The organism is Corynebacterium singulare (assembly GCF_000833575.1).
Classification (GTDB): domain Bacteria; phylum Actinomycetota; class Actinomycetes; order Mycobacteriales; family Mycobacteriaceae; genus Corynebacterium; species Corynebacterium singulare.
This window is the reverse complement of record NZ_CP010827.1, coordinates 1,197,182-1,222,262: the sequence shown is the minus strand read 5'-3', so window position 1 is coordinate 1,222,262 and position 25,081 is coordinate 1,197,182. Positions and strand designations below refer to the sequence as shown.

Below are 25,081 nucleotides of genomic sequence, written 5' to 3'. Positions count from 1 at the left end.
GCCCCATACCCTACCTCAGGAGGGATCAGATTCTAGCACCACACTGGTGGGTCGCGGCGCGCGGCCAATCTTGCCCTGGCGCAGCGGGATAAGCGTGACGCCGAAGGCTACGACGAGTGCGAGGACGGCAAGAACCACTGCGACAGGCGCCGGCACGATGGAGAAAGACACGGCACCAAAGGCTACTGCAGAGACCCATAAGTACAACACGAGCACCGTTCGGCGATGCGTGTGACCCAAGGACAGGAGACGGTGGTGGATGTGGGCCTTGTCGGCCGCAAACGGCGATCGCCCCTGTGAGACGCGGCGAATAACCGCCCAGACAAGGTCCAAGACTGGAACGAAGACCGCGGCAATGACCACGATAACCGGGGACATGAGCGCAACCATGTCTACCGTGCCATAAAGCGACATGTTGATTTTGCCTGAAGCCGAGGTCGAGGCCGCCGCAAGCAACAATCCAATCAGCATCGCTCCACTATCACCCATAAAGATGCGCGAAGGTTCGAAATTATGAGGCAGGAAACCCGCACACATGCCCACAAGAGCAGCCGCAATAATCGCCGGCGGATACGCTGAGACAGCCCCGCCCTGGTCATGGAGCACCGTGAGGGAGAAAATAAGGATGGCGCCGCCAGCGATCATGCCCAGACCCGCAGCTAATCCATCGAGACCATCGACGAAATTGATGGCGTTAATAAGCAGAACCGTAAAGAAAGTTGTCAAGAGGGTGGCCTGGACTTGGTCTAGAATCACCGTCGTTCCATCGCCGAAAGGCAAAAAGAGCAGCGTCCACGTCAGACCTAAGCCGCTCATGAGGGCTGCCGAAACAAGCTGCCCGATGAGCTTCACAAGGGCACTGAGCTCTATGAGGTCATCCACCACTCCCACGAGGACGATGGCTGCCGCCGACCACAGCGCCGCATTCATCTCCGGGGTGACGGGCATGAAGCCGCGGGTCAAGGCTGGAAGCTGGCCGGCGAGATACACCGCCGCAGCGAAACCGGTAAACATGGCCACACCGCCCAACTGCGGGGTGGGCTGTGAGTGACTATCGCGCAGGCGAATCTCTGCCACCCGGCCGGTACGCACAAGAAAAGTGCGCACTAATCCGGTGGTGAGATACGTAAATGCTGCTGCAACGAAAATGACCAAGGCCAATTCGCGCAGCGGCACGCCAGTTCCAGCCACGGTGAAGGGCTCCTTAGTTAGTAGCACTCGGGCGCGTGCGCAGGGAATCCGCGCTCACGCCGATGACCTCAGCTATTTCTTCGGCACTCAAAGCGCCCTCACGCAACAGGTAAGGGTGTTCGCCGGATAGATCAATAATCGTCGAGGGTTTTCCTACCTCTGCTTCCCCACCATCCAAATACACGGTGACTGCCTTACCCAATTGCTGTTTGGCAGCAATGGCAGTTGTCGGAGGCTGGTGGCCGGAAATGTTTGCGGAGGACACGGCCATTGGTCCGACCTCGCGCAGCAATTCAATCGCGATGGGGTGAAGAGGCATGCGGAGCATCACCGTGCCCCGGGTATCTCCCAGATTCCATGGCAAGGACGGCGCCTGCGGGACGACGATGGACAGCCCGCCGGGCCAGAAGGCCTCAATGAGATTCTGTGCGGTGTCATCCAGGCGGGCCACCAATCCCTTGACGGTGTCCCACGAGCCCACGAGGACCGGCACCGGCATGTCGGGGCCACGGTGTTTAGTGGCAAGAAGGCTCGCCACGGCGTCGTTGTCAAAGGCATCGCAGCCCAGACCATAGAGGGTATCGGTAGGCATAACGACGAGGCGGCCGGATTTGGCGGCCTTGACCGCCAGGTCCATGCCTTCCTCGCGCTCAGCAGCATCCGCGCAGTTGAAAATCTGCCCCTGCATCGGTCTCTCCTTCATGCCGCGGTCGCGCGGCGTCGGCTAGTTGGCCAATCCTTGACCAATTTACTGTACTCCCCGCACCGCCGTCACAAATCGCGCGGTCCCGGTGAGGTCATGTAAGACGTCCACCTGGTCGAAGCCACCGTAGCTGAGCAGAGCATCCTGCACTTTTTCGGAGGTCTCATCGTCGTGCTCGATACCCACTCGTCCGCCCGGGCGAAGCAGCCGTGCAATCGTGGGGATCATAGCGGTGATTGTCTCCATCCCATCGGCTCCACCAAAGACGGCCTCGTGTGGGTCGTGGTAGACCTCTGGGTCTAGGAACGGATTTTCCGGCACGTAGGGTGGGTTCGTGAGCACCAGGTCCACGGTGCCGTCGAGTTCGGCGAGCACGTGAGAGTCCGTCACATCGCCCTTGACCAGGTGTACGTGACCGCTGGCGTCCCCTGCGGTGTTGCGGGCATTGCGCTGGGTATAGGCCAGGGCGGCGTCGGAAAGCTCCACGGCCCACACCTGCGCCTGCGGCACAAAGTGTGCAATGTAGAGAGCCAGCGCCCCCGACCCGGTGCAGAGATCCACGACGCACGGAGACTCCTGGCCCAGGATAGATTCCTTCAAGGCTCTAACTCCCCACTCGGCGAGCACCTCCGTCTCCGGTCGCGGGATGAACACGCCGGGGCCGACGTCGAGCTCGAGGGGGCCAAACCAGGCCGTGCCCAGGATGTGTTGGAGGGGCTCGCGTGCTTCTCGACGCCCCACCAACGCCCCGTATGCCACGTCAAAGCCCGGCATTGGCTCGTGGCTTAGCGGGATGTCCATGTGGCCGCAGTGGATGAGATGGGCCGCAAGCACGCGGGCATCCCACTCGGGTGAGGGGACCCCGGCGGCGCGAAGGCGCCCCGCGGCATCGCGAAGCGCCTCCTGATAGGTGTGAAACTTCACCGTTTTTAGCCATCCGCCTCAAGGCGCTCGGCGCGCTCTTGGGCCTGCAGGGCCTCGATGAGCTCCTGCATATCACCGTTGAGCACCGAGTCAAGGTTGTTGGCCTTGTAGCCAATGCGGTGGTCAGTAATACGGTTCTCCGGCCAGTTGTAGGTGCGGATGCGCTCCGAGCGGTCCATCGTGCGTACCTGGGAGGCGCGCTGCTCACCGGCCTCCGCCTCGCGGGCCTCGCGCTCCATCTGGTCCAGGCGAGCTTGCAGCACCTGCAGGGCACGCGCCTTGTTCTGGATCTGGGAACGCTCCTTCTGACAGGTCACCACCAGGCCGGTCGGCAGGTGAGTAATACGCACCGCGGAGTCGGTGGTGTTCACACCCTGGCCGCCCTTACCAGAGGAACGGTAGACGTCAACGCGGATGTCCTTGTCATCGATGTTGACGGCTTCGACCTCTTCTGGTTCCGGGTAAACCAACACACCGGCAGCCGAGGTCTGGATGCGCCCCTGGGATTCGGTCACCGGAACGCGCTGCACGCGGTGCACTCCGCCCTCGAACTTGAACACGCTCCACGCGCCGTCGCGGGATGGGGTCTTGGACTTGAAGGAGATGGACATGTCCTTGACACCGCCGAGATCGGACTCGTTGAGGCCCAAAACCTCCCACTGGAAGCCAGCCTTGTCCGCGAAACGCTCGTACATGCGGGCAAGGTCTCCGGCAAAGAGAGCTGCCTCTTCGCCACCAGCGCCGGCCTTGATCTCCATGATGATGTCTTCGGAGTCCTGCTCATCGCGCGGAGCGAGCAGGTCAGCGAGCTTCTCCTCCAGCTCGACGACGAGTGGCTCGAGGCGGTCAACCTCGGGCTGGAACTCGTGGTCTTCGTAGGCCATCTCTTTGGCGTCGGCCAGATCCTGGCGAGCCTGGACCAGCTCATCATTCACAGCGACGATCGGGCGCAGCTCGGCATAACGCTTGGACAGCTTGCGGAACTGAGACTGATCACCGGCTACCTCCGGATCAGCCATCTGCATCTCGATGCCCTGGTACTCGGAGACAATATCGTCAACGAGGGAAACCTGATTCGACATTACTTGTAGTCCTCCTCATCGGTATCTGCCGCCATGGGCGCAGAGGAGGCCACCTGCATGAGGAATTCGCCGTTGGAGCGGGTCTTCTTGAGCTGCTTGATGAGCAGGTCGATAGCGGCAAAGGAATCCAGGCCGGAAAGGATACGGCGCAGCTTGGTCATGATGCGCGCCTCTTCCGGAACCAACAGGAGCTCGTCCTTGCGGGTGCCGGACGGGTTAACGTCCACAGCTGGGAAGATGCGGCGCTCAGAGATGGCACGGTCGAGCTTGAGTTCGGCGTTGCCGGTGCCCTTGAACTCCTCGAAGATGACGGTGTCACCAGTGGAGCCGGTCTCCACCATCGCGGTGGCGATGATGGTCAGCGAACCACCATTCTCAATGTTGCGGGCAGCACCGAGGAAACGCTTCGGCGGGTAGAGGGCATTGGAGTCCACACCACCGGAGAGGATGCGGCCGGATGCCGGGGAGGAATTGTTGTAGGCACGGCCAAGGCGGGTAATGGAGTCCAGCAGGACGACAACGTCCTTGCCCTGCTCCACTAGGCGCTTAGCGCGCTCGATGGCCAGCTCCGCCACGGAGGTGTGCTCTGACGGCGGGCGGTCGAAGGTGGAGGCGATAACCTCGCCCTTGACGCTGCGCTGCATGTCGGTGACTTCCTCAGGGCGCTCGTCGACGAGGACAACCATGAGGTAGCACTCCGGGTTGTTGGCCGCAATTGCGTTGGCAATGTTCTGCAGGATCGTCGTCTTACCGGCCTTCGGCGGGGAGACGATGAGCGCGCGCTGGCCCTTACCAATCGGCATGATGAGGTCGATAACGCGGGTGGTGAGGATCTTTGGATCCGTCTCCAGGCGCAGGCGCTGGTTCGGATACAGCGGGGTGAGCTTGGAGAACTCCGGACGCTCCTTAGCGGTTGACGGCTCGAGGCCGTTAACCGTGTCGACCTGGACCAGCTGGTTGTACTTGCGGCGGTTGCGGCCGTTGCCGTGCGTGTGCGTCGGGCCAGACACCTTGACCTGGCCGGTCACGGCGTCGCCGGAGCGCAAGCCCAGGCGACGGACAAGGTTGTTGTTGACGAAGACATCGGAGCTTGCGGCACGGTAGCCCGTGGTGCGCAGGAAGGCCACGTTGTTGTCCACGACCTCGAGGATGCCGCCAACTGCCTGGACCTCATCGCCTTCACGAATCTGCAGGTCATTGCCACCATTGCCGCCATCGCGGTCACGGCCGCGGCGGTTGCGGCGGTTGCGGCGGTTGCGACGTCCGCCGCCACCGTTGTTGTCGTCGTGGCGGTTGTGGTTATCACGGCGGTTGTTGCCACCACCGTTGTTCTGGCCGTTGTTGCGGCCGTGGTTGTCATCCGATGTGCCCTGGCCGCCGTCATTGTTGTTGCCGCCCTGGTTACCAGAGTTGTCATGACCAGACTCGGTGTCCCCAGAGTTGTCGCCGCCGGAGTTGTTGTTCTGGCCACCGTTGTTCTGGCCACCGTTGTTCTCTTCGCGGGCCTCGCGCTCTTGGCGGCGGGCACGGTTGCGGCGAGCGCGGCGGGCCTGCGAACGCGACTCATAGCGCTGCTCGTCAGTGCCCCCGTCGTGCTTGGAATCGTTCTTGTCGCCCTTGTTCTCAGAACCCTGCTCAGAGTTTTTCTCTGAGCCGTGATCCTTGTCTGAGCCGTGACCCTTGGCGGCCTGCTGGTCATCGGCGGAGCCTGCCGGGCGTGAGGCCTTGCGGGCCGCACGGCGCTGCTTAGTGTCCTTCTCCTCTGCCTTCGGGGCATCGGCCGAGGCGCCGTCGGCAGCCTTCGCGGCCTTGGCAGCGCGCGGGGGAACGTGGCCGGTGGTTAGGGCGGTAATGAGGTCCCCCTTGCGCAGTCCGGAGACGCCGCGGAGCCCGCGCTCCGCGGCAAGCTTGCGCAGTTCCGGCAGCTTCAGGGATGCGAGATCCTGTGCTGCGGTCTTGTCCGTATCGCTCACGGATATCCTTTCGTCGCTTCACCAACGGGCGCCATCATGACTGGGCCGCACCGTGTGCGGGACAGCCCACGTGGGGCGTTGGAAGCCAATGTGTAATTAATCTGGTCCACCGCCGCCAGCGAGTTCACGCGACCGCGATCCCCGTGGGCGGTGGGTATGTGTGGCTCTCCCTGTAAAGAAGCCCCCGCGGCGCGGAAAAGATTACACAGCCGTGGGTCACTGATGGGAGATGTTATAAGAGGCGACTGCGAGCGTATCTCTACTCCCCTTCACCGCCGCGCGCCGACACCGCGTGCGTACCGTGGAGGATGCTCGGAAGGTGCGGGGAAGGCCTCCCCGCCAGTCGCAAGCAACTATACCGCATCCATCGACCGCGATCACACTGACACGGCTAAAGTAGTGGCCATGCTCTCCACAATGCAGGATATCCCCCTGTCCCTGACCCGCATCCTGGAGTACGGTTCCTCCGTTCACAGCCAGACCCAAGTCATCACCTGGCACAGTGCCGATCCGGGCAATGAGAGGGAGGAAACCACCTTCGCGGATATCGGCGCGCGCGCCGCAGCCTTCGCTCATGCGTTGCATGACACATTGGGAGTCACCGGGGATGAACGCGTGGGAACCCTCATGTGGAACTGCGCAGAACACCTCGAGGTTCTCTTCGGCACTGCGTGCAAGGGCGCGGTATTTACCCCGCTCAACAAGCAGCTGATGAATGACCAAATCCGGCACATCGTCAATCACGCAGAAGTCCAGGTCATTGTCGCCGATGGCCGCTTGGGGCAGCAGCTGGCGAACGTCCTCAAGGGCGTGGAGTGCGTGCGTGCAGTGGTGTTCACGGACGTCGATAAGCTCACGGCCCCTATGCCGGAGGGTGTGGAGGTCTACAGCTACGAGGAGCTGCTCGATGGCCGCTCGACGGTCTATGACTGGCCCGTGCTGGATGAGCACACGGCCGCCGCTCTGTGTTATTCCACGGGCACCACCGGCGCGCCGAAGGGCGTGCTTTATTCGCACCGCGCGCTGTATCTCGAGGGTATGCAGCTGCGCTCTTCCGATTCGCTGTGCGTCACGCACGGTGAGACTTTCCTGTGTTGCATTCCCATTTACCACGTGCTGAGCTGGGGTGTTCCTTTTGCGGCGTGGATGACGGGTACGCCGCTGGTGCTTCCCGACGCCGACGTGTCCCCCGCCACCCTGGCCAAAGTCATTGCCGCCACATCCCCACGCGTGGCACATGGCGTTCCCACCATTTGGATTCAGCTCTTCGTCCACTACCTCAAGCACCCACCGGAGCGCATGACGCTCACGGAAATTTTCGCGGGCGGCTCCCCCGTCCCACCGCAGCTCATCAAAATGTGGGAGGAGCGCTACGGCGTGGATGTCGTGCACGTCTGGGGAATGGCGGAAACCACCACTGTCGGTACCGTTGCGCGCCCGCCCTCAGGCGCCTCGGGTGAAGCGCGCTGGGCCTACCGCGTCTCCCAAGGACGCTTCCCCGCCTCACTGCAGTACCGCGTGGTCAACGATGGCCACGTTGTCAACACCACCGACCTCAACGCCGGCGAGATTCAGGTACGCGGAAACCTCGTGACCGGCTCCTACTACCACTCGCCCGCCTCGGAAGACGGAGGGGCCGCTCACGAGTTCCGCGGCAAAGATGTCGAGGATGCTGAATCTAAATTTACCGCCGATGGCTGGCTGCGCACGGGCGACGTCGGCTTCGTCAACGAGGAGGGCTTCCTCACCGTGGAAGACCGCGCTCGCGATGTCATCCGCTCCGGTGGCGAGTGGATTTACTCGGTGCAGCTAGAAAACCTCATCATGAGTAACCCGGACGTGCTTGAGTGCGCCGTCATTGGCTACCCCGATAAGCAGTGGGTCGAGCGTCCCCTCGCCGTGACCGTGCTGGCAGCAGATATTTCCCCCACCATTGAGACTGCCGAGCGCCTGCGCGACGGCATGCGCTCGGAGCTGCCCTCGTGGATGCTGCCGGAGTACTGGACTTTTGTGAAATCCATCGATAAGACGTCCGTGGGCAAGTTCGATAAGAAGGACCTGCGTGCTCACCTAGCTGAAGGTGAGTACAACATCATCCGTCTGAAGGGCCCGGGCGAATCCCAGCGCCTCGACGCCAGAGATTAACCCCCACTCTATTAATTCGGATTTATTCGGGTTAAACTATCGAGCAATGTCCGATTCCATCTCCCTACCACTGCCCCGCGTCCCGGGTTCTGCCGATCATCCCGCCGATCTCCCGCAACCCGGCGCACATGGTGAGCGCGCACTCCTGGACCGGTACGGCCGGCAAGCTCGAGATCTGCGCGTCTCTCTCACGGATCGCTGCAATCTGCGGTGCACGTATTGCATGCCGGCGGACGGCGTGGAGTGGATGCCCACCGCGCAGACGTTGCGTGATGAGGAAACGATCCGCCTTATCCGCTTGGGCGTGGAAAAGCTCGGTATTCGCCAGGTGCGCTTCACCGGTGGTGAGCCGCTCCTACGCCACTCCCTAGAAGAGATCATCGCCGCCACCAAGGATGTACGCACCGACGAAGGTGTGGCGCCCTCCACAGCGCTGACCACCAACGGCTTGGGCTTGGACAAGCGGCTTCCTGGACTACAGCGCGCCGGGCTGGACCGAGTGAATATCTCCCTCGATACCCTCGACCGCGAGCTGTATGCCCGCTTGACCCGGCGCGACCGCCTTCCTGATGTGGTTCGGTCTATCGATGCAGCCCTGTCGGCTGGGATGGATCCGGTGAAGATCAACGCGGTCATCATGCCTGGGGTCAATGAGTCTGCCATCCTTCCCCTGGCGCGCTTCTGCCTCGAGCGTGGTGCGCAGCTGCGTTTTATTGAGCAGATGCCGCTGGGCCCGCGGGAGGAGTGGGACCGCTCCCGCATGGTGACGGCTGATGATATCCTCGCTCGCCTGCGTGAGGGATTAGAGCTGCGCCCTACCGAGGAGCCCCGCGGCTCCGCACCCGCTGCCCTGTGGGAGGTTAAGGCACGCGATGGCTCCCTGCCACCGGGGCGCATTGGCGTTATTGCCTCGGTCACTCGTCCCTTCTGCGGCACCTGCGACCGCACGCGCTTGACCACTGATGGCGCGGTGCGCAACTGCTTGTTCGGCAATTCAGAGACCTCTCTGCGCGATTTGATGCGCGAAGGCGCCAGCGATGATGAGCTCGCCGCCGCATGGGCCGGTGAGATGTGGCGCAAGCTGCCCGGCCACGGTGTGAATGACGAGGGGTTCCTCCAGCCCGATCGCCCGATGTCCGCCATCGGCGGCTAGATTGGGTGCAATGACAACGACTGGGCAGACAACGAGCATCGAAGACTATTTCGCACGCCTTCAGGCTCTTATCCGCCCCGTACCGGCCGACACTGCAGCGGTGCAGGCAGGCCTCGTCCTTGCCGAGGCTGTCACGGCCCAGAGTGCGGTGCCACCCCAGGATAATTCCGCCATGGATGGCTTCCTGACCCTACCTCTCGATGCGCCCTGCTCGCTGCAGGTCATCGGCGATGTCCCCGCCGGCACTCCCCCGCTCAGCCCCACGCCCGGTACGGCCGTGCGCATCATGACGGGCGCTGCGGTGCCCGATGGTTTCAAGGGCCTTGTCATCCCCGTGGAGGATACCGACGTGTCCGCTGGCCCGGCCCCCCTGCCGGAGGCCGTCACCATCCACCGCCTACCGCCCCGAAACCACATCCGCCGCCGCGGCTCCCATATTGCTATCGGCCAGGAGATTGCCGGCCCCGCCACGCTTATCGACGCTCCCCTGTTAGCCACCCTCCTCTCCGCCGGGATCAGCACGGCGCAGGTGCACCGCATCCCGCGCGTTGCCGTTATCGCCACGGGTGAGGAACTGCTCAGCGGCCTCCTGCCCGATTCCAATGGACCGATGCTTGACGCGCTTATCGCTGCCACGGGGCCTGTTAGCATCACCCGGCTGTGCTGCGGCGATGATCCCAGCGAGCTGCGCCGAGTTCTCGACTCTGTGGTGCAGGCAGAAGGCGGCTGCGACCTCATCGTCACCACCGGCGGTGTTTCCGCCGGTGCCTTCGACGTGGTGCACGCTGTGCTGAGCCAGCAGGCAGACTGCGCCTGGTTTGGTCACGTTGAACAACGCCCCGGCGCGCCGCAGGGTCACGCGTTGTGGGCGGGTGTGCCCGTCGTGTGCTTGCCGGGTAACCCTGTGGCGGCCTTTGTGTCCGCGCATCTCTATCTCACCCCGTTGCTGCGCTCCTTGCGGGGCCTGCCGCGCCCGGCAGGCCCGCTGGACCGGCCGGCACTTCGCGCCGTGGCGGGCGCCGACTTCCCAGGCGCGAAGTATCCGTTCATCCAGCCCTGCCTGATCGAATTCGACGGCACGGTGACTGCCGCCCCGCCGCCGGGCCCGCGGATGCGCAGCCATCACGTCGGCGCGCTGCCCGGCACGCGAGGCTTCGCGCTCATTACTGAGCCCCGTGCCGCCGGTGACGAGCTCACCGTTTATCCGTACTGACTCTCTACTGCTCAAAGGAACCCTGACACTATGAAATTCACTCACCTCAATGACTCCGGCTCTGCCTACATGGTGGACGTCACCGAGAAGAACCCCACGGTGCGCAGCGCCACGGCCCAGGGCGAGGTGGCCTGCTCCCCGGAGATTCTCACCGCTCTGCGCGATGGCACCGTCCCCAAGGGCGATGTCCTCGCCGTGGCCCGCGTGGCGGGCATCGCTGCCGCCAAGAAGGTGCCGGATCTTTTGCCGCTGGCCCACACCATTGGCGTGCATGGCTGCGCCGTGGACATCGAGTTGCGCGAGGACCACGTCTTTATCGAGGCCACGGTCCGCACGGCGGATCGAACAGGCGTTGAAATGGAGGCGCTCACCGCCGTCAACGTCGCAGCTCTGGCCCTCATTGACATGGTCAAGGGCGTCGATCGCTCCGCCTATATCCGTCGTTGCGGCATTACCGCGAAATCCGGCGGGCGCTCCGGAGAGTGGTCCCGCGAGCTGCCCGGCGCGGAGAGCTAGCCAATGCTCGGCGTCATCATCCTGGCGGGCGGGCGCGGCACGCGCATGGGGGGTGCCGATAAGGCTAGCGTCACTCTGGGTGGCGAGCGGCTCATTGATCGTCTTCTTCGCCAGCTGCCCTACGGCGTCCCCGCCTCAGTAGTCTCGCCCTACCACCTGGGTATGCCGCAGGTGTGTGAAAGCCCCCTTTTCGGCGGACCGGTGGCGGGCATAGCCGCAGGCCATGCTGCACTGAATGGAGGTGGCTTGACTACCACAGCGATCCTGGCTGTTGACGCCCCCGATTCCCCACAGATGCTTCCTGTGCTTGAACGCACTCTCGTCTGCTCCGGGGCCGATGTAGCCGTAGCAACCCTTGAGGGGCGCATCCAGCCGCTTTGCGCGCTGTGGCGCACCGCAGCGCTAGCGCATGCGCTTAGCGAATTAGGAGATCCACGCAACCAGCCTGCCATGCGGCTGCTGCGTCAAGCCCGCACAGTAGTGCACGTCCAGGGCGATGATTCTGTGCGGGACATCGATACCGTCGATGAGCTGCATGCGCGCAGGAAGGCCCGGCAGACTACTCGACGATAATCTGGCCGTGCTGGCCCTTCTCCGCATTCGTCATGATGTGGTTGACAAAGGAGTAGGTGCCCGGCTCGTTGAAGGTCATCTCCACAAAACCACCCTGGGCCGGTAAGAGATCCACCGCCTGAGATCCAGACTCTTCTGCCCCCTTGATGAGGTAGCTGCCTTCCTTGTAGACGGTGTCGAAGATTTCGCCCACGACGTGAAAGCTCAGCGGCAGGTCAGGACCTAGGTTCACCAGCCAGATGCGCACCGTATCGCCCACCTTCGCGTGCAGCGGGGCGAGGCCATCGTCGTACTGATTCGGGTAGTAGTTGAAGGCGGTGAGCTCGTAATCACCATCGCTCACGCGCTGCGGATCCGCGCCGTCCTGCTCCTTTCCGGGGGCTGCAAGGAAGACTTCAGTGCCGGTGAGAAGGTATTCCGCATCGACATCACCCAGCGCATCCTCGCCCTTTGGGTCGATGATGACGGCACCGGCCATGCCGTTGGCAATGTGCAGGCTCATTGGCATGGTGGAGCAGTGATACATCCACGCACCGGCGCGGTGGGCCACGAACTCATAGGTGAGGGACTCGCCAGGCTGTATGGTCTTCATCGTCTCAGTGGGGGTGACCTCACCGGCGTGGAAGTCCACGGAATGCCCCATTGAGCCCTCATTGACGATGGTGATGCGGAAGGTATCCCCCACGTGTCCGCGCAGCGTTGGGCCTGGTGCTTGGCCGTTAAACAGCCAGCGCGTCTGGCGCACGCCGGGGGCAACCTCAACCTCCTCCTCCGTCATGCTCCACGTTTCCTCGTGGACTGTACCTTTCGCAGGTTGTAGAGCCGGGTCGAAGGCCTCAAAGTCATCGCGTGGGGCCATGCGCTCAGCCAAGGAGGGAACGTTCGCGGAAGCAGCAACGCCATGGTCGTGGCCGGCGGTGGACTGTTCACCGGTGGCCGGCGCATCGGTGACGTTGACCATGAAGGTCATGCCCTGGATCTTGTGCCCGGCGATGGTGCAGTAACCCTCGACGGACTCAGTAACAACCCCAACATCCAGCACGGCGCTATCGCCCGGATCGACCCGGCTGGTCTCCGCCCCACCGATTTTCAGGTCATGGACTTGGTCACCGGTGTTTGTGAAGTTCACAAAAAGGTGGGTACCGGCTGGAACGTCCACGGAGTTGGGGACGAAGGCCATGCCATCGACGGAGACGTCGATCGTGGTGGCGTCGGCAGGCGCCGCTGAAGAACCGCCGCGGCTGCCCACCGTAGAGTTGACCACCGCCAGCGCGGACACGCCCACGATCGCGAGGATGATGATGAGCCACGCGGCCCATTTCTTGGTGGTGGGGGCCTGAGCAGGCACGCTAGACATGAACTTCTCCTTTGGTAGAAACCACGGCCCAGACGAGGACCGCGACGGCGGCGATAAGGCCTAGCCCCATCATGATAAGCCCGGCAGCGTGGACAGCCGGAATCCCCAGCAGGCAGAAAAGGCCGCCCACGTTGATCAACCCTAGGCGCAGGTAGCCACCCATCTCGGTGCGCCGAGCGCGCGCCAGGATGGGCAGCATATGGTGAAGCACTCCGGTGACCAGCTGCAACAACCCTGCGCCGACAAAGCTCGGCATGAGTAACAGCGTGACCGCGCGCGGATAGGCGCCCACGCCGCTGGCAACAGCGTCGCCGGTGCACAGGGCCAGCATCCACACCAGACCCGCCATGGTGGACATGCTCGCCGTGGTCGTCGTGCCAGCCAGTGCACCAGCCAGCACCGGATGAATGATGAGAATGTCCGCCACGACCACAAACAGCTGCGCCACGCCGGCGGCCCGCGTCAGCCCGACGGCCTCTAGCCCCATAGCGAGGGTAAGCCCGGCACAGTGCACGATGAGCGCTCGGGTGCAGCGAGAACGTGCGGTGTATGAAATGGGCGTACGCGTCAGAGTGGGCAGCAAGGTCACGACGGTGCCCAGGATGGTCAACAACGCGAAGCCCCACACCATGCCGCGCGAGTGCGCGGCAACGAGCAACGAATAGTTGCCCACGCCATGGGCCGCGAGAAGGACGAGGACGATCGCGCTCACCATGAAGCCCGCCGCGGCCAGATAGAAGGGCACGGTGAGCGCGAAGGACCCGGAGAGCGAGCCGCGTAGCTTTTGCCACAGCGCCCACGCATGCCAGGTGAGGGTGAGGATGAGGAGGGCGGAGGAGGCGTCGGCAAGCGCGCCCCAGTCATAGCCTGCGCGGTCGATGAGGAGGAGCACCAACCCCAGTTGGATGGCGGCCACGCGCGTGGCGACGCCGTGGTAGCTCGTCGCCGGGGTACGGGTGAGTGCCTCGGTAAAGTGCGTGGAAAAGACCATGATAGCGGTGGTGAGCGCGCCAATCGTGAAGGGGTGGATAAGGTCCCACCACACCACAGGGGCACCCAGGGAACCAGCGATGGTGAGTCCGATGCCCGCGAGAATCCAGAAGGCCACCAGCGCGAAGGCTGTGGTGTGCCAGCGCCGGCGGGCGGCGAGGGACACATCAAGCAGGTTCACATCTTTTTTCACGGCTTTAATCGTAGTAAATTGGTGACCTGGGCGGCAACGCATGCCGCTTCCTGCAATGGAAAGGACCATAACCATGAACCTGCCGATTGTTGATTCCTCCAAGGGAGCCGACATCCCCACCCTCAACGCCTCTGAGATTCCCCACGCCGTGCGCCACGGCGCCATCCACGGAGCGCTGGGCACGCTCAACGTGGGCGAATCCATGATCCTCATCGCTCCGCACGACCCCCTCCCCCTACTCAAGGAAGTTGAGCAGCGCGAGGAAAGCTTCGAGCTGAAGTACCTCAAGAAGGAACCGGAGGACGTCCACATTAGGTTCACACGCACCGCGTAAAGTAAGTGGGCATGCGCCGTCTTGCCCTCCCTGCCCTCGCCGCCACGCTCGCCCTTACTGGGTGCACCGCGCAGCCAGCTGACAGGCCTCTTTCGGTGTTTGCGGCATCCTCAACACGCCTCATCAATGACGACTTGGCTGCGCGGACCGACATTGACGTGGCCATCAACAACGGCGGCTCCTCGGCGTTGGTCCAGCAGCTTTACGACGGCGCCCCCGCCGACCTCCTCATCACCGCCTCTGCGGCCACGATGGACCGTGCCGCGTCACACGGCGACGTCGAAACTCCAGAAGTCTTGGCCACCAACACGATGGTCATGGTGGTCCCCAAAGGCAATCCCGCGGGGCTGGCCTCCCTCGAGGACATTGATGCCTCCACACGCCTCGTCCTTTGTGATGCTCAAGTACCGTGCGGAGCGTTGTCTGCGAAGATCCTTGACGCCAAGGGCCTGACAGTGACGCCGTACTCTCTCGAATCACAAGTAGCCAACGTCCTCGGCAAGATAGCCTCCGGGGAAGCCGACGCCGGATTGGTCTACTCCACTGATGCCACCTCCAGCGATGATGTGGAGACCATTCATATCGACGGCGCCGAAAAGTTCCCCAACCAGATCCTCGGCGCCGTGGTTGCCGCCTCACCCCGTCGAGATGAAGCCCATGCGGTCTTGGATCTTCTGGATTATGGTTTTGACGCCGAGTGGCGAAAGTATGGTTTTACCCCCGTTAAATAGATGGACTCTGCACTGAATCTCCGCGAACAACGTCCTCGCGTGCCGTGGGCGGTCGTCGCCGTCGGCATACTTGCTGCCGTCTATATCTTTGCCCCCATCGTGGCCTTGGGGCTGCGCGTGCCTTGGGAACAGCTCCCGGAGACTCTCCGTGCACCAGCCACACAGGACCTCCTGCGCATCACGCTGAGCTCCGCCGCGCTCGCCACGATCCTCTCCACTATTCTCGGAACCTGCTTGGCGCTGTGGCTACAGCAACTGCAGCGCGCCGCACACGCGGTGCGGCTGGTGGTCTATCTGCCGCTGGCGCTACCGCCGGTGGTGGGCGGTTTGGCCCTCACCGCACTCGTGGGGCGACGCGGCCTTCTCGGTCCCCTGCTCGAGCTTGCTCAGATTCGTGTGGCCTTCGCCTTTGCGGGTGTGGTGGTAGCGCATATCTTCGTCACTGTGCCCTTCGTGGTCGTGGCCGTGGACTCTGCGCTCCGACAGCTCGATCACGAGGTTGTCGCGAGTGCCCGGGGTGTGGGCATGCGCCCCGGCGAGATCCTGCGTCATATCACCGCACCCGCCATTGCCCCAGCAGTCCTCACGGGCGCCGCGTTGGCCTGCGCGCGATCCTTCGGTGAATTCGGCACCACCATCACCTTTGCCGGCTCAATGCCTGGGCTCACCCGCACGATGTCCAGCGGCATCTACCTCGAGCGCGAAGTGAGCGCCGATACCGCCTATGCGCTCTCTGCCATCCTCATCGCGCTGGCAGTTCTCCTCCTCGCTGCAGCAGGCCTGCCATCCCTGCTACACCGACACCGCGCAGCAGCCGCCCGCACACTATCCCCCATGAACACCGACGCCCTCCGCGCGCTCACCGCACCGTCGGTGACCCCTCCAAAAGTCAGCCTCTCCGCGGGCCCACATGATGTGACCTTCCGGGGAGGAGCTATCACCGCCGTGGTTGGCCCCAACGGTGCCGGCAAGACCACGCTCATGCGCTTTCTCTCCGGCCGCCTGCTCGGCGCCACGGTCTCCGCACAGCGCGTGGTCATGCTCACCCAGAACCCGGGCCTTCCACCCACCGCGACGGTACGGCAAGCACTAACCATGGTGACTAAGGACGAAGCGCGCACGGAAGAGCTCCTTGACCACGCTGGACTGGAGAATCTGCATCACGTGCGCGAACTATCCGGCGGTCAGGCAGCCCAAGTTGCACTACTGCGCGCACTCGCTGCGCGCCCAGAGGTTCTCGTACTCGACGAACCCTTCGCGGCCATGGACGTCGAATCAGCCGCGCGCTGGCGCCACCTCCTCTCCGTGGCAGCACCCGATCGCACGACCGTGCTCGTCACGCACAACCTCCATGACATCAGCGCCCTGGCCACCGACATCCTCGTTATGGAAGGCGGATCCATCACTGCGAAGGGCACCGCACGGGATCTGCTCGCCCAGCCTCCCAATGAATTCGTTGCCCAGCTTGCGGGACTCAACCTCCTTAAGGGAACGGTGACAGATGGCACCTTCACTTCTGGCGAGATTGTTCTCCCCGCCCCACACGTGGATGAAGGGGCCGCCTGGGCAGCCTTCCCACCCACCGCGCTCACCGCGGATAGAGGCGGCGACCTCTCCTTGCGGGCAGTGGCCGCAGTAGGCGGCGGCGACATACTCGCTGATGCAGGGCCACACCGTCTGCGTGTCAGCGCAGTTGCGGGGGACCCAGCGCCGGGAGCAACGGTGCGCTGTCATCTCGATCATGGCGCGGTTTCTGTATACACCCGTATTTAATGATCGGCCTTCCCCCCACGTCGTGGGGAATACCCCACCGAAAAGTCGGTGAAAATTGTAGAAAATCCAGGGACGAGTTGTAGGATCTTTCTCATAACCTTCTGAAGGAGCCATCTGCTGATGTCTACGCGCACTCCCCGTTCCTCCACGGAGCTTTTCCCTGAGTCTCTTCGTCTCTCGCCCAAGCAGCGCGAGGTGCTTAAAGCCCTGCAGGAGTATCCACAAGGGGCGAAAGCAGCTGACGTTGCAGACGCCATGGGCATGCACGTCAACACCGCGCGTGGGCACCTCGACGAGCTGGTCAATGCCGGCGCCGTGCGCGTCATCACCGCCCCGGCACGGGGCCGCGGGCGCCCCTCACTCATCTTCCAGGTGCGCGTGCCGGATAACCGCTCCGTAGCCGAGGAATACGTGACCCTCATCAGCGTGCTCGCGGAGATGCTGGCTGATAAAGACCAGCTCGATGACTTCGCCTCTGAGCAGGCACGCGAGATTGGTCGCCGCTGGGCACAGTCCACCACCGACAAGGGAGTAAACAGCGCCGATGCTCTTGCCCCGCTCTATCGCACCATGCGCGATATGGGGTTTGACCCGGTGACGTCTATCGACAAGTTTAATCAGACGGGCGAGACAGACCTTGAACTTCACGCCTGTCCGTTCGTCACTGCCGGTATCCGCCCCTCCCCCTTCGTCTGCGCCATCCACGACGGCTACCTTGAGCAGTCCGGCGTGGACGCCGGCGGGCGACTCAACCTCAAGCTCATCCCGCACTCCGGCAATGGGGTCTGCCGGGTCAACGTCAAGGCCGCGAGTTAACACACGACAACGCGGTGCCGCCCTCCGGCACCGCGCTGAGAGGTTTTAACCGCGCTCGACACTCACTGGTCCGGCGACCTCCAATTCAAGGACTCGAAGGCCCTGCGCACGGGCCTCATCGAGGATGGACTCCTCAATAGGATCGGTGTGCAACACCATGACGGTAGGACCGGCACCGGAGAGATACGCGGCGAAGCCCCGGTTGCGCAAGCGGTTGACCCACTCAGCGGTCACCGGAAGCACATCTGCGCGATAAGGCTGGTGCAGGCGATCGCGCGTGCCTTCCCAGAGCAGCTCCGGATAAGCGGTGAGCGCCGCAACGTTGACCGCGGTGCGGGACACGTTGAAGGCAGCATCTGCGTGCGTGACGTGGGACGGCAGGACGCGGCGCACGGCCTGGGTTGAGGCATGGAAATCCGGAACAAGAGCCGTTGCCTTGATGTCCCGGTGCACGTCCAGGGTCGCCGCGCGGTACTCCGGCAAGGAGTGGCCGTCAACAGGCACCGTGGTCCATGAGACCACAGCATTGCCCAAGACAGAGGCGGCAGCGTTATCGGGGTGCCCCTCAAAGGCCGAGGAGAGCTGCACGACCTGCTCCTCGGACAACGGCGAACCCGCCAAACCGTTTCCGGCAGCCACGCCCGCTACGGCGGCGGACGCCGAGGAGCCGAGACCGCGCGATTGCGGGATGTTGTTGTTGCAGACCACACGCAGGCCAGATACCTCCGCATCCGCGGCCTTGAGGGCCGAACGGATCGCCTTAACCACGAGGTGTGAACCGTCACGCGGTAAATCTTCGGCGCCTTCACCGAAGATGTCCACCTCGAGGCCGGAACGGATGACTTCGACCTCAACGGTGTCATAGAGAGACAGCGCAATGCCCAAAGTGTCGTAGCCCGGGCCCAGGTTAGCCGAGGAGGCCGGCACCTGAACGATGACTTTGGTGCCCAGTTCGATATCGATACTCATGTCAGTTTCCTAAACGCCCAGGCGGATAACGGAGTGAACGGCCTTGACTTCCTCAAGCTCGCCGAGTGCCGCGACGATGTCCTCGAGGACAGCCTCCTTGGCCGCGTGGGTGACCACGATAAGGCGTGCAGAGGACTCGCCATCTTCCTGGCGCACGGTGCGCAGGGACACACCGTGGCGAGCGAAGACTCCGGCGATGGCGGACAGCACACCAGTGCGGTCCTCAACCTCCATGTCCACGTGGTAGCGGGTCTCCACCTCACCAAACTCCGCAATCGGCAGGTTAGCGTAGGTATTCTCCCCTGGAGCACGGCCGCCGTGGACGATGTTGCGGGCGGCGCCGACGACGTCACCCAGGACGGCAGAGGCGGTCGGGTTACCACCGGCGCCGTTTCCGTAGAACATAAGGGAACCAGCAGCCTCTGCCTCAACGAAGATGGCGTTGTAGGACTGGCTGACCGACGCCAGCGGGTGGTCCTTCGGCACGAGAGTCGGATGCACGCGGGCATTAACGGACTCTTTACCGGTCTCCTCGTCCACGAGGCGCTCACAAATAGCCAGGAGTTTAATGGAGTAGCCGGCCTGGTTGGCAGCCTTGATGTCATCTGCGGTGACCTTGGAGATTCCCTCGCAGTAGACATCATCAAAGGTCAGGCGCGTGTAGAAGCCAAGAGAGGCCAAGATGGCGGCCTTGGATGCGGCGTCGTGGCCCTCCACGTCCGCGGTGGGGTCAGCCTCTGCATAGCCCAGGCGGGTAGCCTCAGCCAGCGCATCTTCATACGAGGCACCGGTGGACTCCATCGCATCCAGGATGAAGTTAGTGGTGCCGTTGACGATGCCGGAAATGCGCTGGACCTGATCACCCGCCAGGGAGCGTCGCAACATGCCGACGACCGGGATGGCGGCGGCCACCGCAGCCTCGAAGTAGAGATCCACACCGGCACGGTCGGCGGCCTCCGCCAGCTCATCCGCATGCGCTGCCACGAGCGCCTTGTTGGCGGTGACCACGGACTTGCCGGCATTAAGTGCGGCGAGCACGAGCTCGCGCGGGAAGTCGATGCCGCCGATGACCTCGACAACAAGGTCGATGTCATCGCGGAGGACAAGGGCCTTGGCGTCGTCGGTAAGCAGCTCCTGAGGCACTCCCGGACGCAGCTTATCCTTGTTGTGCACGGCCACGCCGCGGATCTCCACGGGGCCGCCAATGCGGTGAGCAAAAGCGTTGGCGTTTTCCTGCACGAGGCGGAAAACCTCGGCGCCTACGGTGCCGAATCCGAGCAGGGCGATTCCTACGGGCTCGCCCTCGGGCTTGGCGGTACGGTTCGTCGTCGTCATGGTGTCCCTTTTGAAGTTGCGTGTGGTTCTTGCGTGACAGCCCATCACTATACAGAACGAGCTGTCTATTTCTATGCATGTGCTGGAGAGTGCCCCTGCGACCGGCACCATCTCACTGAATGAAATGATGCCGCAGCGCTAGTCGACGTCCAGCGCCAGCAGGTCCTCCACCGTCTCTCGCCGCAACATGAGCTTGTGCTTCCCGTCGCGCACGGAGACCACTGCCGGACGGAGAGCTCCGTTGTAGCGCGAGGCCATCATGTACTGATAGGCGCCGGTGGTGGCGAAGGCGAGGATGTCCCCCGTGGTGATGTCCGAGGGGAAGCGGCGCTCGTCGACGAGAATATCGCCGGACTCACAGTGAAAGCCCACGATGCGCGAGTCCACGGGTTCGCCCTGCGTGCGGCGGTTGACCACGCGCACGTCATAGTCCGAGCCGTAGAGAGCCGGGCGAATGTTGTCCGACATGCCGCCGTCCACAGAAAGGTAGCGGCGCATGGGCAGATCCGCCTTACCGGTTTCCACGTCCTTGACCGTGCCCACGCGGTACAGCGTGACTGCGGACGCGCCGACGAGGGAACGCCCAGGCTCGACGAGCACGAAGGGAGGCTTGATGTCGAGTTCGGTGGCGGTACGCTCCACGGCATCCAGCAGATCCTTTGCCAGCGAGGCTACATCGAGTGCTTCCTCATACTCCATGTACGGGATACCGAAACCGCCGCCGAGGTCGAGTTCCTCAAGTGCCACGCCAAGCTCAGAGTGAATGCGCTTGTACAGGCTGAGCACGCGCTCAGCGGCGAGCTTGAAACCATCGGCGTTGAAGACTGAGGAGCCGACATGGCAATGCAGGCCAACGAGCTTGAGGTTTGCGGATTCCAGCACCTTGTGGGCCGCCGTGAAAGCAGCACCCGTAGACAGCGAAATGCCGAACTTCTGGTCCTCGTGCGCGGTGGCGATGAACTCGTGGGTATGGGCATCCACGCCAGGCTTGACGCGGATCATCACCGGCTGCACGCGGCCTGCGGCCGCGGCGATGCCGTTGAGGCGGGACAACTCCTCCTCGTTGTCGAGGACAACGTGGCCGATGCCCTTGTCGACGCACAGCTGGAGGTACTCGTCCTCCTTGTTGTTGCCGTGCGCGGTCATGCGCTCCGGCGGGAAATCAGCAGCCAGCGCCAGTTTGGCTTCATTCAGGGAGGCCACGTCGAGGCACAAACCTTCCTCATCAACCCAGCGCACAATGCGCTTGGTGATGAACGCCTTGGAGGCGTAATGCACATGATCCGGGCCGCCAAAAGCCTTGGCCATATCGCGGCAGCGCGAGCGGAAATCCTGCTCATCGAATACGTAGAGCGGAGTGCCGTATTCCGCGGCAAGTTCGGTGAGCTTGACGCCCGCGATGGAGACCACGCCGTCAGACCCGCGCGAGGCATTGCGCGGCCAGACATGAGAGGGAAGAGAATTAAAGTCCGGCATGCTTACATCTTCTCCGGTGCACTCACACCTACCATAGTCAAGGCGTTGGCCATGACTTGGCGGGTAGCGCTGGCCAAGGCCAAGCGGGCACGGTGGATCGGCTCGGTGTCCTCTCCAGCCTTCGGCAGAACCTGACACTGGTCATAGAAGCGGTGGAAAACGGCAGCCAAATCCTCGGCATAACGCGCGATGCGGTGCGGCTCGCGCAGGGTTGCTGCAGTGGCCACGACCTCAGGGAACTCGCCCAGGGTGCGGATCAGGTCGCCTTCCTTGTCGTGGGTAAGCAGGTCGAGGGAGGCGCTGCCCAGCGCGGACGTATCGAGTCCGAGCTCTGCAGCCTTGCGCAGGATGGAACAGATACGCGCGTGGCCGTACTGGACGTAATACACCGGGTTATCCGCCGACTGGGAAGCCCACAGGCCCAGGTCAATGTCGAGGCTGGAATCTACCGAGGAACGCACGAGCGAGTAGCGAGCGCCGTCCACACCGATGGACTCCACCAAGTCATCCAAGGTAATCACAGTACCCGCGCGCTTGGACATCTTGACTGCCTTACCATCGCGGACAAGATTGACCATCTGACCAATGAGGACCTCGACGGCCTTCGGGTCATACCCCAGCGCCTGGGCCGACGCGCGCAGGCGGGCAATGTAGCCGTGGTGGTCTGCCCCCAACATGTAGATAGCCAGGTCATGGCCACGGTCAAACTTGTCCGCCACGTAGGCAATATCGCCGGCGATGTAGGCAGCGTCACCATCAGATTTGATAACGACACGGTCCTTGTCATCGCCGTACTCGCTGGACTTAAGCCACCACGCACCCTCGGACTCATAGAGGTTGCCGTTGTCCTTGAGCGTCTGAATGGCCTTATCCACCGCGCCGGACTCGAAGAGGGAATTCTCGTGGAAGTACACGTCAAAGTCCACGCCGAACTCGTGGAGGGAGTCCTTGATCTGGGCGAACATCATCTCCACGCCGTCGGCGCGGAAGTTTTCCTGCACCTCGGCGTCGCTGCCCTGAAGGGCGTTAGGATTCTTCTCCACCACCGCTTGAGCGATGTCCTTGATGTAATCGCCGCCGTAACCGTCCTCCGGAGTCGGCTCGCCCTTGGCCGCCGCCACGAGGGAACGGGCAAAGCGATCGATCTGACCGCCGTGGTCGTTGAAGTAGTACTCACGAGTAACTTTGGCGCCGGAGGCCTCCAGGACGCGGCCGAGGGAATCACCCACGGCCGCCCAGCGGGTGCCGCCCAGGTGGATGGGGCCGGTCGGGTTCGCAGAAACGAACTCCAAATTAATCTTCATGCCTTTAAAAGCGGCGTTGCGGCCGAAGGCTTCGCCTGCGTCCAGTACCTGAGAGACAATCGCGCCCTGGGCGGCAGCGGCCAGGCGGATATTGAGGAAGCCTGGGCCGGCAATGGAGGCCTCATCGATGGCGTCGTTGCCGGAGAGGGCGTCGGCAAGCCACTGCGCCAGCTCGCGCGGCTGAGCGCCGGCTTTCTTGGCCACCTGGAGGGCCAGATTGGTGGCGTAATCACCGTGCTCCGGATTGCGCGGGCGCTCTACGGTTACGGTCTCCGGCAGGACGGAGGCGTCCAACTCGTGCTCGGTGAGCACGGCAGCGGCGGTCTCTTTGATCAGGGCGGAAAGATCTTCAGGATTCATAGGCCCAGAGTCTATCGTCATCCCCGCAGGGAGGCACTATCAGGTCGCATGCACCGGACCAACCGCAGCCACTGTTAGGAGGCTCACTCACCCCCATCGGGTGCACAATGCAGCACATCGGGGCGACAGGTTCTACGCTAAACACGCTAACTGTATCGTTCCATCGTCTCGCACCGTCTCCTTGTGACCGCTCAATAACTCTTGTGGGCGCGCCACGGGTGTGCGAGAAAGACCGTGAATTGAGCTTTATGTCTACCTTCAACATCACTACGGATGCCATTGCCGGCAGCGTGGGAGCGACCGCAGCGGTCTCTACCCTGCCGCTCATTGCATTCTTCATCATGCTCTTGGGCCTCAAGGCTCGCGCCCACACCTCCGGTGCGGTAGCCCTCCTCGTGGCCTTGCTCATCGCTATCTTCGGCTTGGGAATGCCTACGGATATGGCGCTCTCCTCTGCACTACGCGGCGGACTCTTCGGACTCTTCCCCATCGTCTGGGTCATCATTACCGCCATCTGGTTCTACGAGGTGACTGTATCCTCTGGCCGCTTTGAGGACCTGCGCAAGACCTTTGACCTCTTGGGTGATGGCGATATCCGTATCCAGGCCATCCTCATTGCTTTCTGCTTCGGCGGCCTGCTGGAGGCCCTCGCCGGCTTCGGTGCACCGGTGGCTATTACCGCCACCATGATTCTGGCGCTGGGCGTGAAGCCCCTCAAGGCTGCGACCACCGTACTGATTGCCAATACCGCTCCGGTTGCTTTCGGCGCCGTCGGCATCCCCGTGACCACCGCCGGTTCCGTCGGCGGCCGTACCGCCGAGCAGACCGCGGACATCGCAAGCCTCATCTCCCTGCAGGTGCTGCTCATCGCTGCGGTTGTTCCGTTCTTCATCCTCTTCATCCTCGACGGCATGCGTGGCGTCAAGGAAGCCGGCCCCGCCGCCGCAGTCATCGGTGTCTCCTTCGCCATCGCGCAGTGGGCCACCGCGACCTTCTTTGCCTACCAGCTCACCAACGTCGTAGCCTGCATCGTGTCCCTAGGCGCCGGCTTCCTCTTCCTGCGCGTGTGGAAGCCCAAGGGCGTCGACAGCCTGCGTGAGCGCATGGAGCTGCCTGCGCAGGAGGAGGTCACCGATCTCAACGGCCGCCGCATCTGGATGGCCCTGCTGCCCTACGCCGTCGTGACCGCCGTCTTCGCCGTAGCCACCGCATGGCCAGCCATCTTCGGCTTCATCCAGCTCAACATCCCATGGCCGCTTCTCGACGGCACGATTATCGACGCCGACGGCAACGCCATGGACACCGCCTTCAAGTTCAATGTGCTGGGCAACCCGGGCACCTTGCTGCTCATCTCCGGCATCATCGTGGCCATCATCTACATGGCCTTCAACGAGAACGGCCGCTACACGCTGGAGGCCTCCGCACCAGTGGCCAAATTCGGCGAGGTGATCAACCGCATGAAGTTCTCCGCGCTCACCATTATTTTGGTTCTGGCCCTGGCATACACCATGAACTACTCCGGCCAAACCATCTCCATTGGCCAGTTCGTGGCCTCTGTAGGCGGCATCTTCGCGCTCTTCTCCCCGGTTCTGGGCTGGATTGGTACTGCGGTGACTGGTTCCGACACCTCCGCCAACGCCCTCTTTGCCAACCTGCAGGTCACCGCCGCCGACCGCATCGGCGTCAACCCGGATCTTATGCTGGCCGCGAACACCGCCGGTGGTGTTGTGGGCAAGATGATTTCACCGCAGTCCCTGGCCATCGCTGCCACCGCAGTGAACATGGAGGGCGAGGAATCCCGCATCTTCAAGGCCGTCGTGGGCTACTCCGTGGCCTTCCTGGCCGTAGTCTGTGTCATCGTCTTCCTCATGACCAACGTTCTCGGCTTCTTGGTCCCGTAAACATCACGACACAATAGAATGCCCCCGGATTCGGGCGCACATTTTTCATCAGCCGCTGCGCACTTCACT

General features: G+C 63.0%; 21 protein-coding genes. 10 read left to right on the top strand and 11 right to left on the bottom strand.

What is annotated here, in order from left to right:
• Positions 1-15 precede the first annotated feature (15 nt).
• Genes CSING_RS05640 through rho form a run of 5 tightly spaced genes read right to left on the bottom strand, consistent with a single transcriptional unit; the run spans position 16 to position 5,873 of the window.
• Positions 16-1,191, bottom strand: coding sequence for an MraY family glycosyltransferase (locus CSING_RS05640; RefSeq protein ID WP_042530466.1), 1,176 nt, complete (start codon positions 1,189-1,191; stop codon positions 16-18).
• Positions 1,192-1,204: 13 nt separating this feature from the next.
• Positions 1,205-1,879 (bottom strand): L-threonylcarbamoyladenylate synthase, encoded by a 675-nt coding sequence (locus CSING_RS05635; RefSeq protein WP_042530464.1) that lies wholly within the window; start codon positions 1,877-1,879, stop codon positions 1,205-1,207.
• A gap of 60 nt (positions 1,880-1,939) precedes the next feature.
• The gene (gene prmC / locus CSING_RS05630; RefSeq protein WP_042530462.1) at positions 1,940-2,818 is read right to left on the bottom strand and encodes a peptide chain release factor N(5)-glutamine methyltransferase; all 879 of its coding nucleotides are present in this window, start codon (positions 2,816-2,818) and stop codon (positions 1,940-1,942) included.
• Positions 2,819-2,823: 5 nt separating this feature from the next.
• Positions 2,824-3,900 carry a peptide chain release factor 1 gene (gene prfA, locus CSING_RS05625; protein WP_042530460.1) on the bottom strand — a complete coding sequence of 359 codons (1,077 nt, stop codon included), beginning with the start codon at positions 3,898-3,900 and terminating at the stop codon, positions 2,824-2,826.
• Positions 3,900-5,873, bottom strand: a complete 1,974-nt coding sequence (gene rho / locus CSING_RS05620) for a transcription termination factor Rho (RefSeq protein ID WP_042530458.1) — start codon at positions 5,871-5,873, stop codon at positions 3,900-3,902. The genes prfA and rho overlap by 1 nt, the downstream gene beginning before the upstream one ends.
• 405 nt (positions 5,874-6,278) lie before the next feature.
• Here rho and CSING_RS05615 point away from each other — a divergent pair, with 405 nt between their 5' ends.
• Genes CSING_RS05615 through mobA form a run of 5 tightly spaced genes read left to right on the top strand, consistent with a single transcriptional unit; the run spans position 6,279 to position 11,473 of the window.
• Complete coding sequence (locus CSING_RS05615; protein ID WP_042530456.1) at positions 6,279-8,018, top strand: long-chain fatty-acid--CoA ligase; 1,740 nt, start codon at positions 6,279-6,281, stop codon at positions 8,016-8,018.
• 46 nt (positions 8,019-8,064) lie between these two features.
• Positions 8,065-9,171 (top strand): GTP 3',8-cyclase MoaA, encoded by a 1,107-nt coding sequence (gene moaA / locus CSING_RS05610; RefSeq protein WP_042530454.1) that lies wholly within the window; start codon positions 8,065-8,067, stop codon positions 9,169-9,171.
• A 10-nt stretch (positions 9,172-9,181) separates the two neighbouring features.
• Entirely contained in the window at positions 9,182-10,384 is a 1,203-nt protein-coding gene (locus CSING_RS05605; RefSeq protein WP_042530452.1) for a molybdopterin molybdotransferase MoeA, read from the top strand.
• A gap of 30 nt (positions 10,385-10,414) precedes the next feature.
• Positions 10,415-10,900, top strand: a complete 486-nt coding sequence (moaC, locus tag CSING_RS05600) for a cyclic pyranopterin monophosphate synthase MoaC (RefSeq protein WP_042530450.1) — start codon at positions 10,415-10,417, stop codon at positions 10,898-10,900.
• Between the two features lie 3 nt (positions 10,901-10,903).
• Positions 10,904-11,473 carry a molybdenum cofactor guanylyltransferase gene (gene mobA / locus CSING_RS05595; protein ID WP_042530448.1) on the top strand — a complete coding sequence of 190 codons (570 nt, stop codon included), beginning with the start codon at positions 10,904-10,906 and terminating at the stop codon, positions 11,471-11,473.
• On the opposite strand, the gene CSING_RS05590 is transcribed toward mobA, so the two are convergent.
• Positions 11,460-12,830: a multicopper oxidase domain-containing protein gene (locus tag CSING_RS05590; protein WP_042530446.1), complete on the bottom strand. Its 1,371-nt coding sequence runs from the start codon at positions 12,828-12,830 to the stop codon at positions 11,460-11,462. The genes mobA and CSING_RS05590 overlap by 14 nt on opposite strands.
• Positions 12,823-14,013: a beta-carotene 15,15'-monooxygenase gene (locus CSING_RS05585; protein ID WP_407637947.1), complete on the bottom strand. Its 1,191-nt coding sequence runs from the start codon at positions 14,011-14,013 to the stop codon at positions 12,823-12,825. The genes CSING_RS05590 and CSING_RS05585 overlap by 8 nt, the downstream gene beginning before the upstream one ends.
• Before the next feature lie 73 nt (positions 14,014-14,086).
• Between CSING_RS05585 and CSING_RS05580 the strand changes: the two genes are divergently transcribed.
• The 4 genes from CSING_RS05580 (at position 14,087) to CSING_RS05565 (ending at position 17,667) form a co-directional block, all read left to right on the top strand.
• Complete coding sequence (locus CSING_RS05580) at positions 14,087-14,347, top strand: DUF2249 domain-containing protein (protein WP_042530444.1); 261 nt, start codon at positions 14,087-14,089, stop codon at positions 14,345-14,347.
• A gap of 11 nt (positions 14,348-14,358) precedes the next feature.
• On the top strand, positions 14,359-15,078 hold the full coding sequence (gene modA / locus CSING_RS05575; RefSeq protein WP_042530442.1) for a molybdate ABC transporter substrate-binding protein: 720 nt from the start codon (positions 14,359-14,361) through the stop codon (positions 15,076-15,078).
• A complete protein-coding gene (locus CSING_RS05570; RefSeq protein WP_042530440.1) occupies positions 15,079-16,851 on the top strand; it encodes an ATP-binding cassette domain-containing protein in 1,773 nt (590 codons plus the stop codon).
• Between the two features lie 120 nt (positions 16,852-16,971).
• Complete coding sequence (locus CSING_RS05565) at positions 16,972-17,667, top strand: helix-turn-helix transcriptional regulator (protein WP_042530438.1); 696 nt, start codon at positions 16,972-16,974, stop codon at positions 17,665-17,667.
• 45 nt (positions 17,668-17,712) lie between these two features.
• Here the strand turns inward: CSING_RS05565 and thrB are convergent, their stop codons facing one another.
• From thrB to argS, 4 genes are all read right to left on the bottom strand, one after another.
• On the bottom strand, positions 17,713-18,636 hold the full coding sequence (gene thrB, locus CSING_RS05560; RefSeq protein ID WP_042530437.1) for a homoserine kinase: 924 nt from the start codon (positions 18,634-18,636) through the stop codon (positions 17,713-17,715).
• A 9-nt stretch (positions 18,637-18,645) separates the two neighbouring features.
• Positions 18,646-19,971 (bottom strand): homoserine dehydrogenase, encoded by a 1,326-nt coding sequence (locus tag CSING_RS05555; protein WP_042530435.1) that lies wholly within the window; start codon positions 19,969-19,971, stop codon positions 18,646-18,648.
• A gap of 138 nt (positions 19,972-20,109) precedes the next feature.
• Positions 20,110-21,447 (bottom strand): diaminopimelate decarboxylase, encoded by a 1,338-nt coding sequence (gene lysA, locus CSING_RS05550; RefSeq protein WP_042530433.1) that lies wholly within the window; start codon positions 21,445-21,447, stop codon positions 20,110-20,112.
• Positions 21,448-21,449: 2 nt separating this feature from the next.
• Positions 21,450-23,111, bottom strand: coding sequence for an arginine--tRNA ligase (gene argS, locus CSING_RS05545; protein WP_042530431.1), 1,662 nt, complete (start codon positions 23,109-23,111; stop codon positions 21,450-21,452).
• A gap of 248 nt (positions 23,112-23,359) precedes the next feature.
• Between argS and CSING_RS05540 the strand changes: the two genes are divergently transcribed.
• The gene (locus tag CSING_RS05540) at positions 23,360-25,012 is read left to right on the top strand and encodes an L-lactate permease (protein WP_042530429.1); all 1,653 of its coding nucleotides are present in this window, start codon (positions 23,360-23,362) and stop codon (positions 25,010-25,012) included.
• Positions 25,013-25,081 lie beyond the last annotated feature (69 nt).

What these genes read in the sequence shown, in the direction of transcription:
- CSING_RS05635 (WP_042530464.1), bottom strand. Translation starts at nt 1,879, where the DNA reads ATGCAGGGGCAGATTTTCAACTGCGCGGATGCTGCTGAGCGCGAGGAA.
- prfA (WP_042530460.1), bottom strand. Translation starts at nt 3,900, where the DNA reads ATGTCGAATCAGGTTTCCCTCGTTGACGATATTGTCTCCGAGTACCAG.
- CSING_RS05615 (WP_042530456.1), top strand. Translation starts at nt 6,279, where the DNA reads ATGCTCTCCACAATGCAGGATATCCCCCTGTCCCTGACCCGCATCCTG.
- moaA (WP_042530454.1), top strand. Translation starts at nt 8,065, where the DNA reads ATGTCCGATTCCATCTCCCTACCACTGCCCCGCGTCCCGGGTTCTGCC.
- CSING_RS05605 (WP_042530452.1), top strand. Translation starts at nt 9,182, where the DNA reads ATGACAACGACTGGGCAGACAACGAGCATCGAAGACTATTTCGCACGC.
- moaC (WP_042530450.1), top strand. Translation starts at nt 10,415, where the DNA reads ATGAAATTCACTCACCTCAATGACTCCGGCTCTGCCTACATGGTGGAC.
- mobA (WP_042530448.1), top strand. Translation starts at nt 10,904, where the DNA reads ATGCTCGGCGTCATCATCCTGGCGGGCGGGCGCGGCACGCGCATGGGG.
- CSING_RS05590 (WP_042530446.1), bottom strand. Translation starts at nt 12,830, where the DNA reads ATGTCTAGCGTGCCTGCTCAGGCCCCCACCACCAAGAAATGGGCCGCG.
- CSING_RS05580 (WP_042530444.1), top strand. Translation starts at nt 14,087, where the DNA reads ATGAACCTGCCGATTGTTGATTCCTCCAAGGGAGCCGACATCCCCACC.
- modA (WP_042530442.1), top strand. Translation starts at nt 14,359, where the DNA reads ATGCGCCGTCTTGCCCTCCCTGCCCTCGCCGCCACGCTCGCCCTTACT.
- CSING_RS05570 (WP_042530440.1), top strand. Translation starts at nt 15,079, where the DNA reads ATGGACTCTGCACTGAATCTCCGCGAACAACGTCCTCGCGTGCCGTGG.
- CSING_RS05565 (WP_042530438.1), top strand. Translation starts at nt 16,972, where the DNA reads ATGTCTACGCGCACTCCCCGTTCCTCCACGGAGCTTTTCCCTGAGTCT.
- thrB (WP_042530437.1), bottom strand. Translation starts at nt 18,636, where the DNA reads ATGAGTATCGATATCGAACTGGGCACCAAAGTCATCGTTCAGGTGCCG.
- CSING_RS05555 (WP_042530435.1), bottom strand. Translation starts at nt 19,971, where the DNA reads ATGACGACGACGAACCGTACCGCCAAGCCCGAGGGCGAGCCCGTAGGA.
- lysA (WP_042530433.1), bottom strand. Translation starts at nt 21,447, where the DNA reads ATGCCGGACTTTAATTCTCTTCCCTCTCATGTCTGGCCGCGCAATGCC.
- argS (WP_042530431.1), bottom strand. Translation starts at nt 23,111, where the DNA reads ATGAATCCTGAAGATCTTTCCGCCCTGATCAAAGAGACCGCCGCTGCC.
- CSING_RS05540 (WP_042530429.1), top strand. Translation starts at nt 23,360, where the DNA reads ATGTCTACCTTCAACATCACTACGGATGCCATTGCCGGCAGCGTGGGA.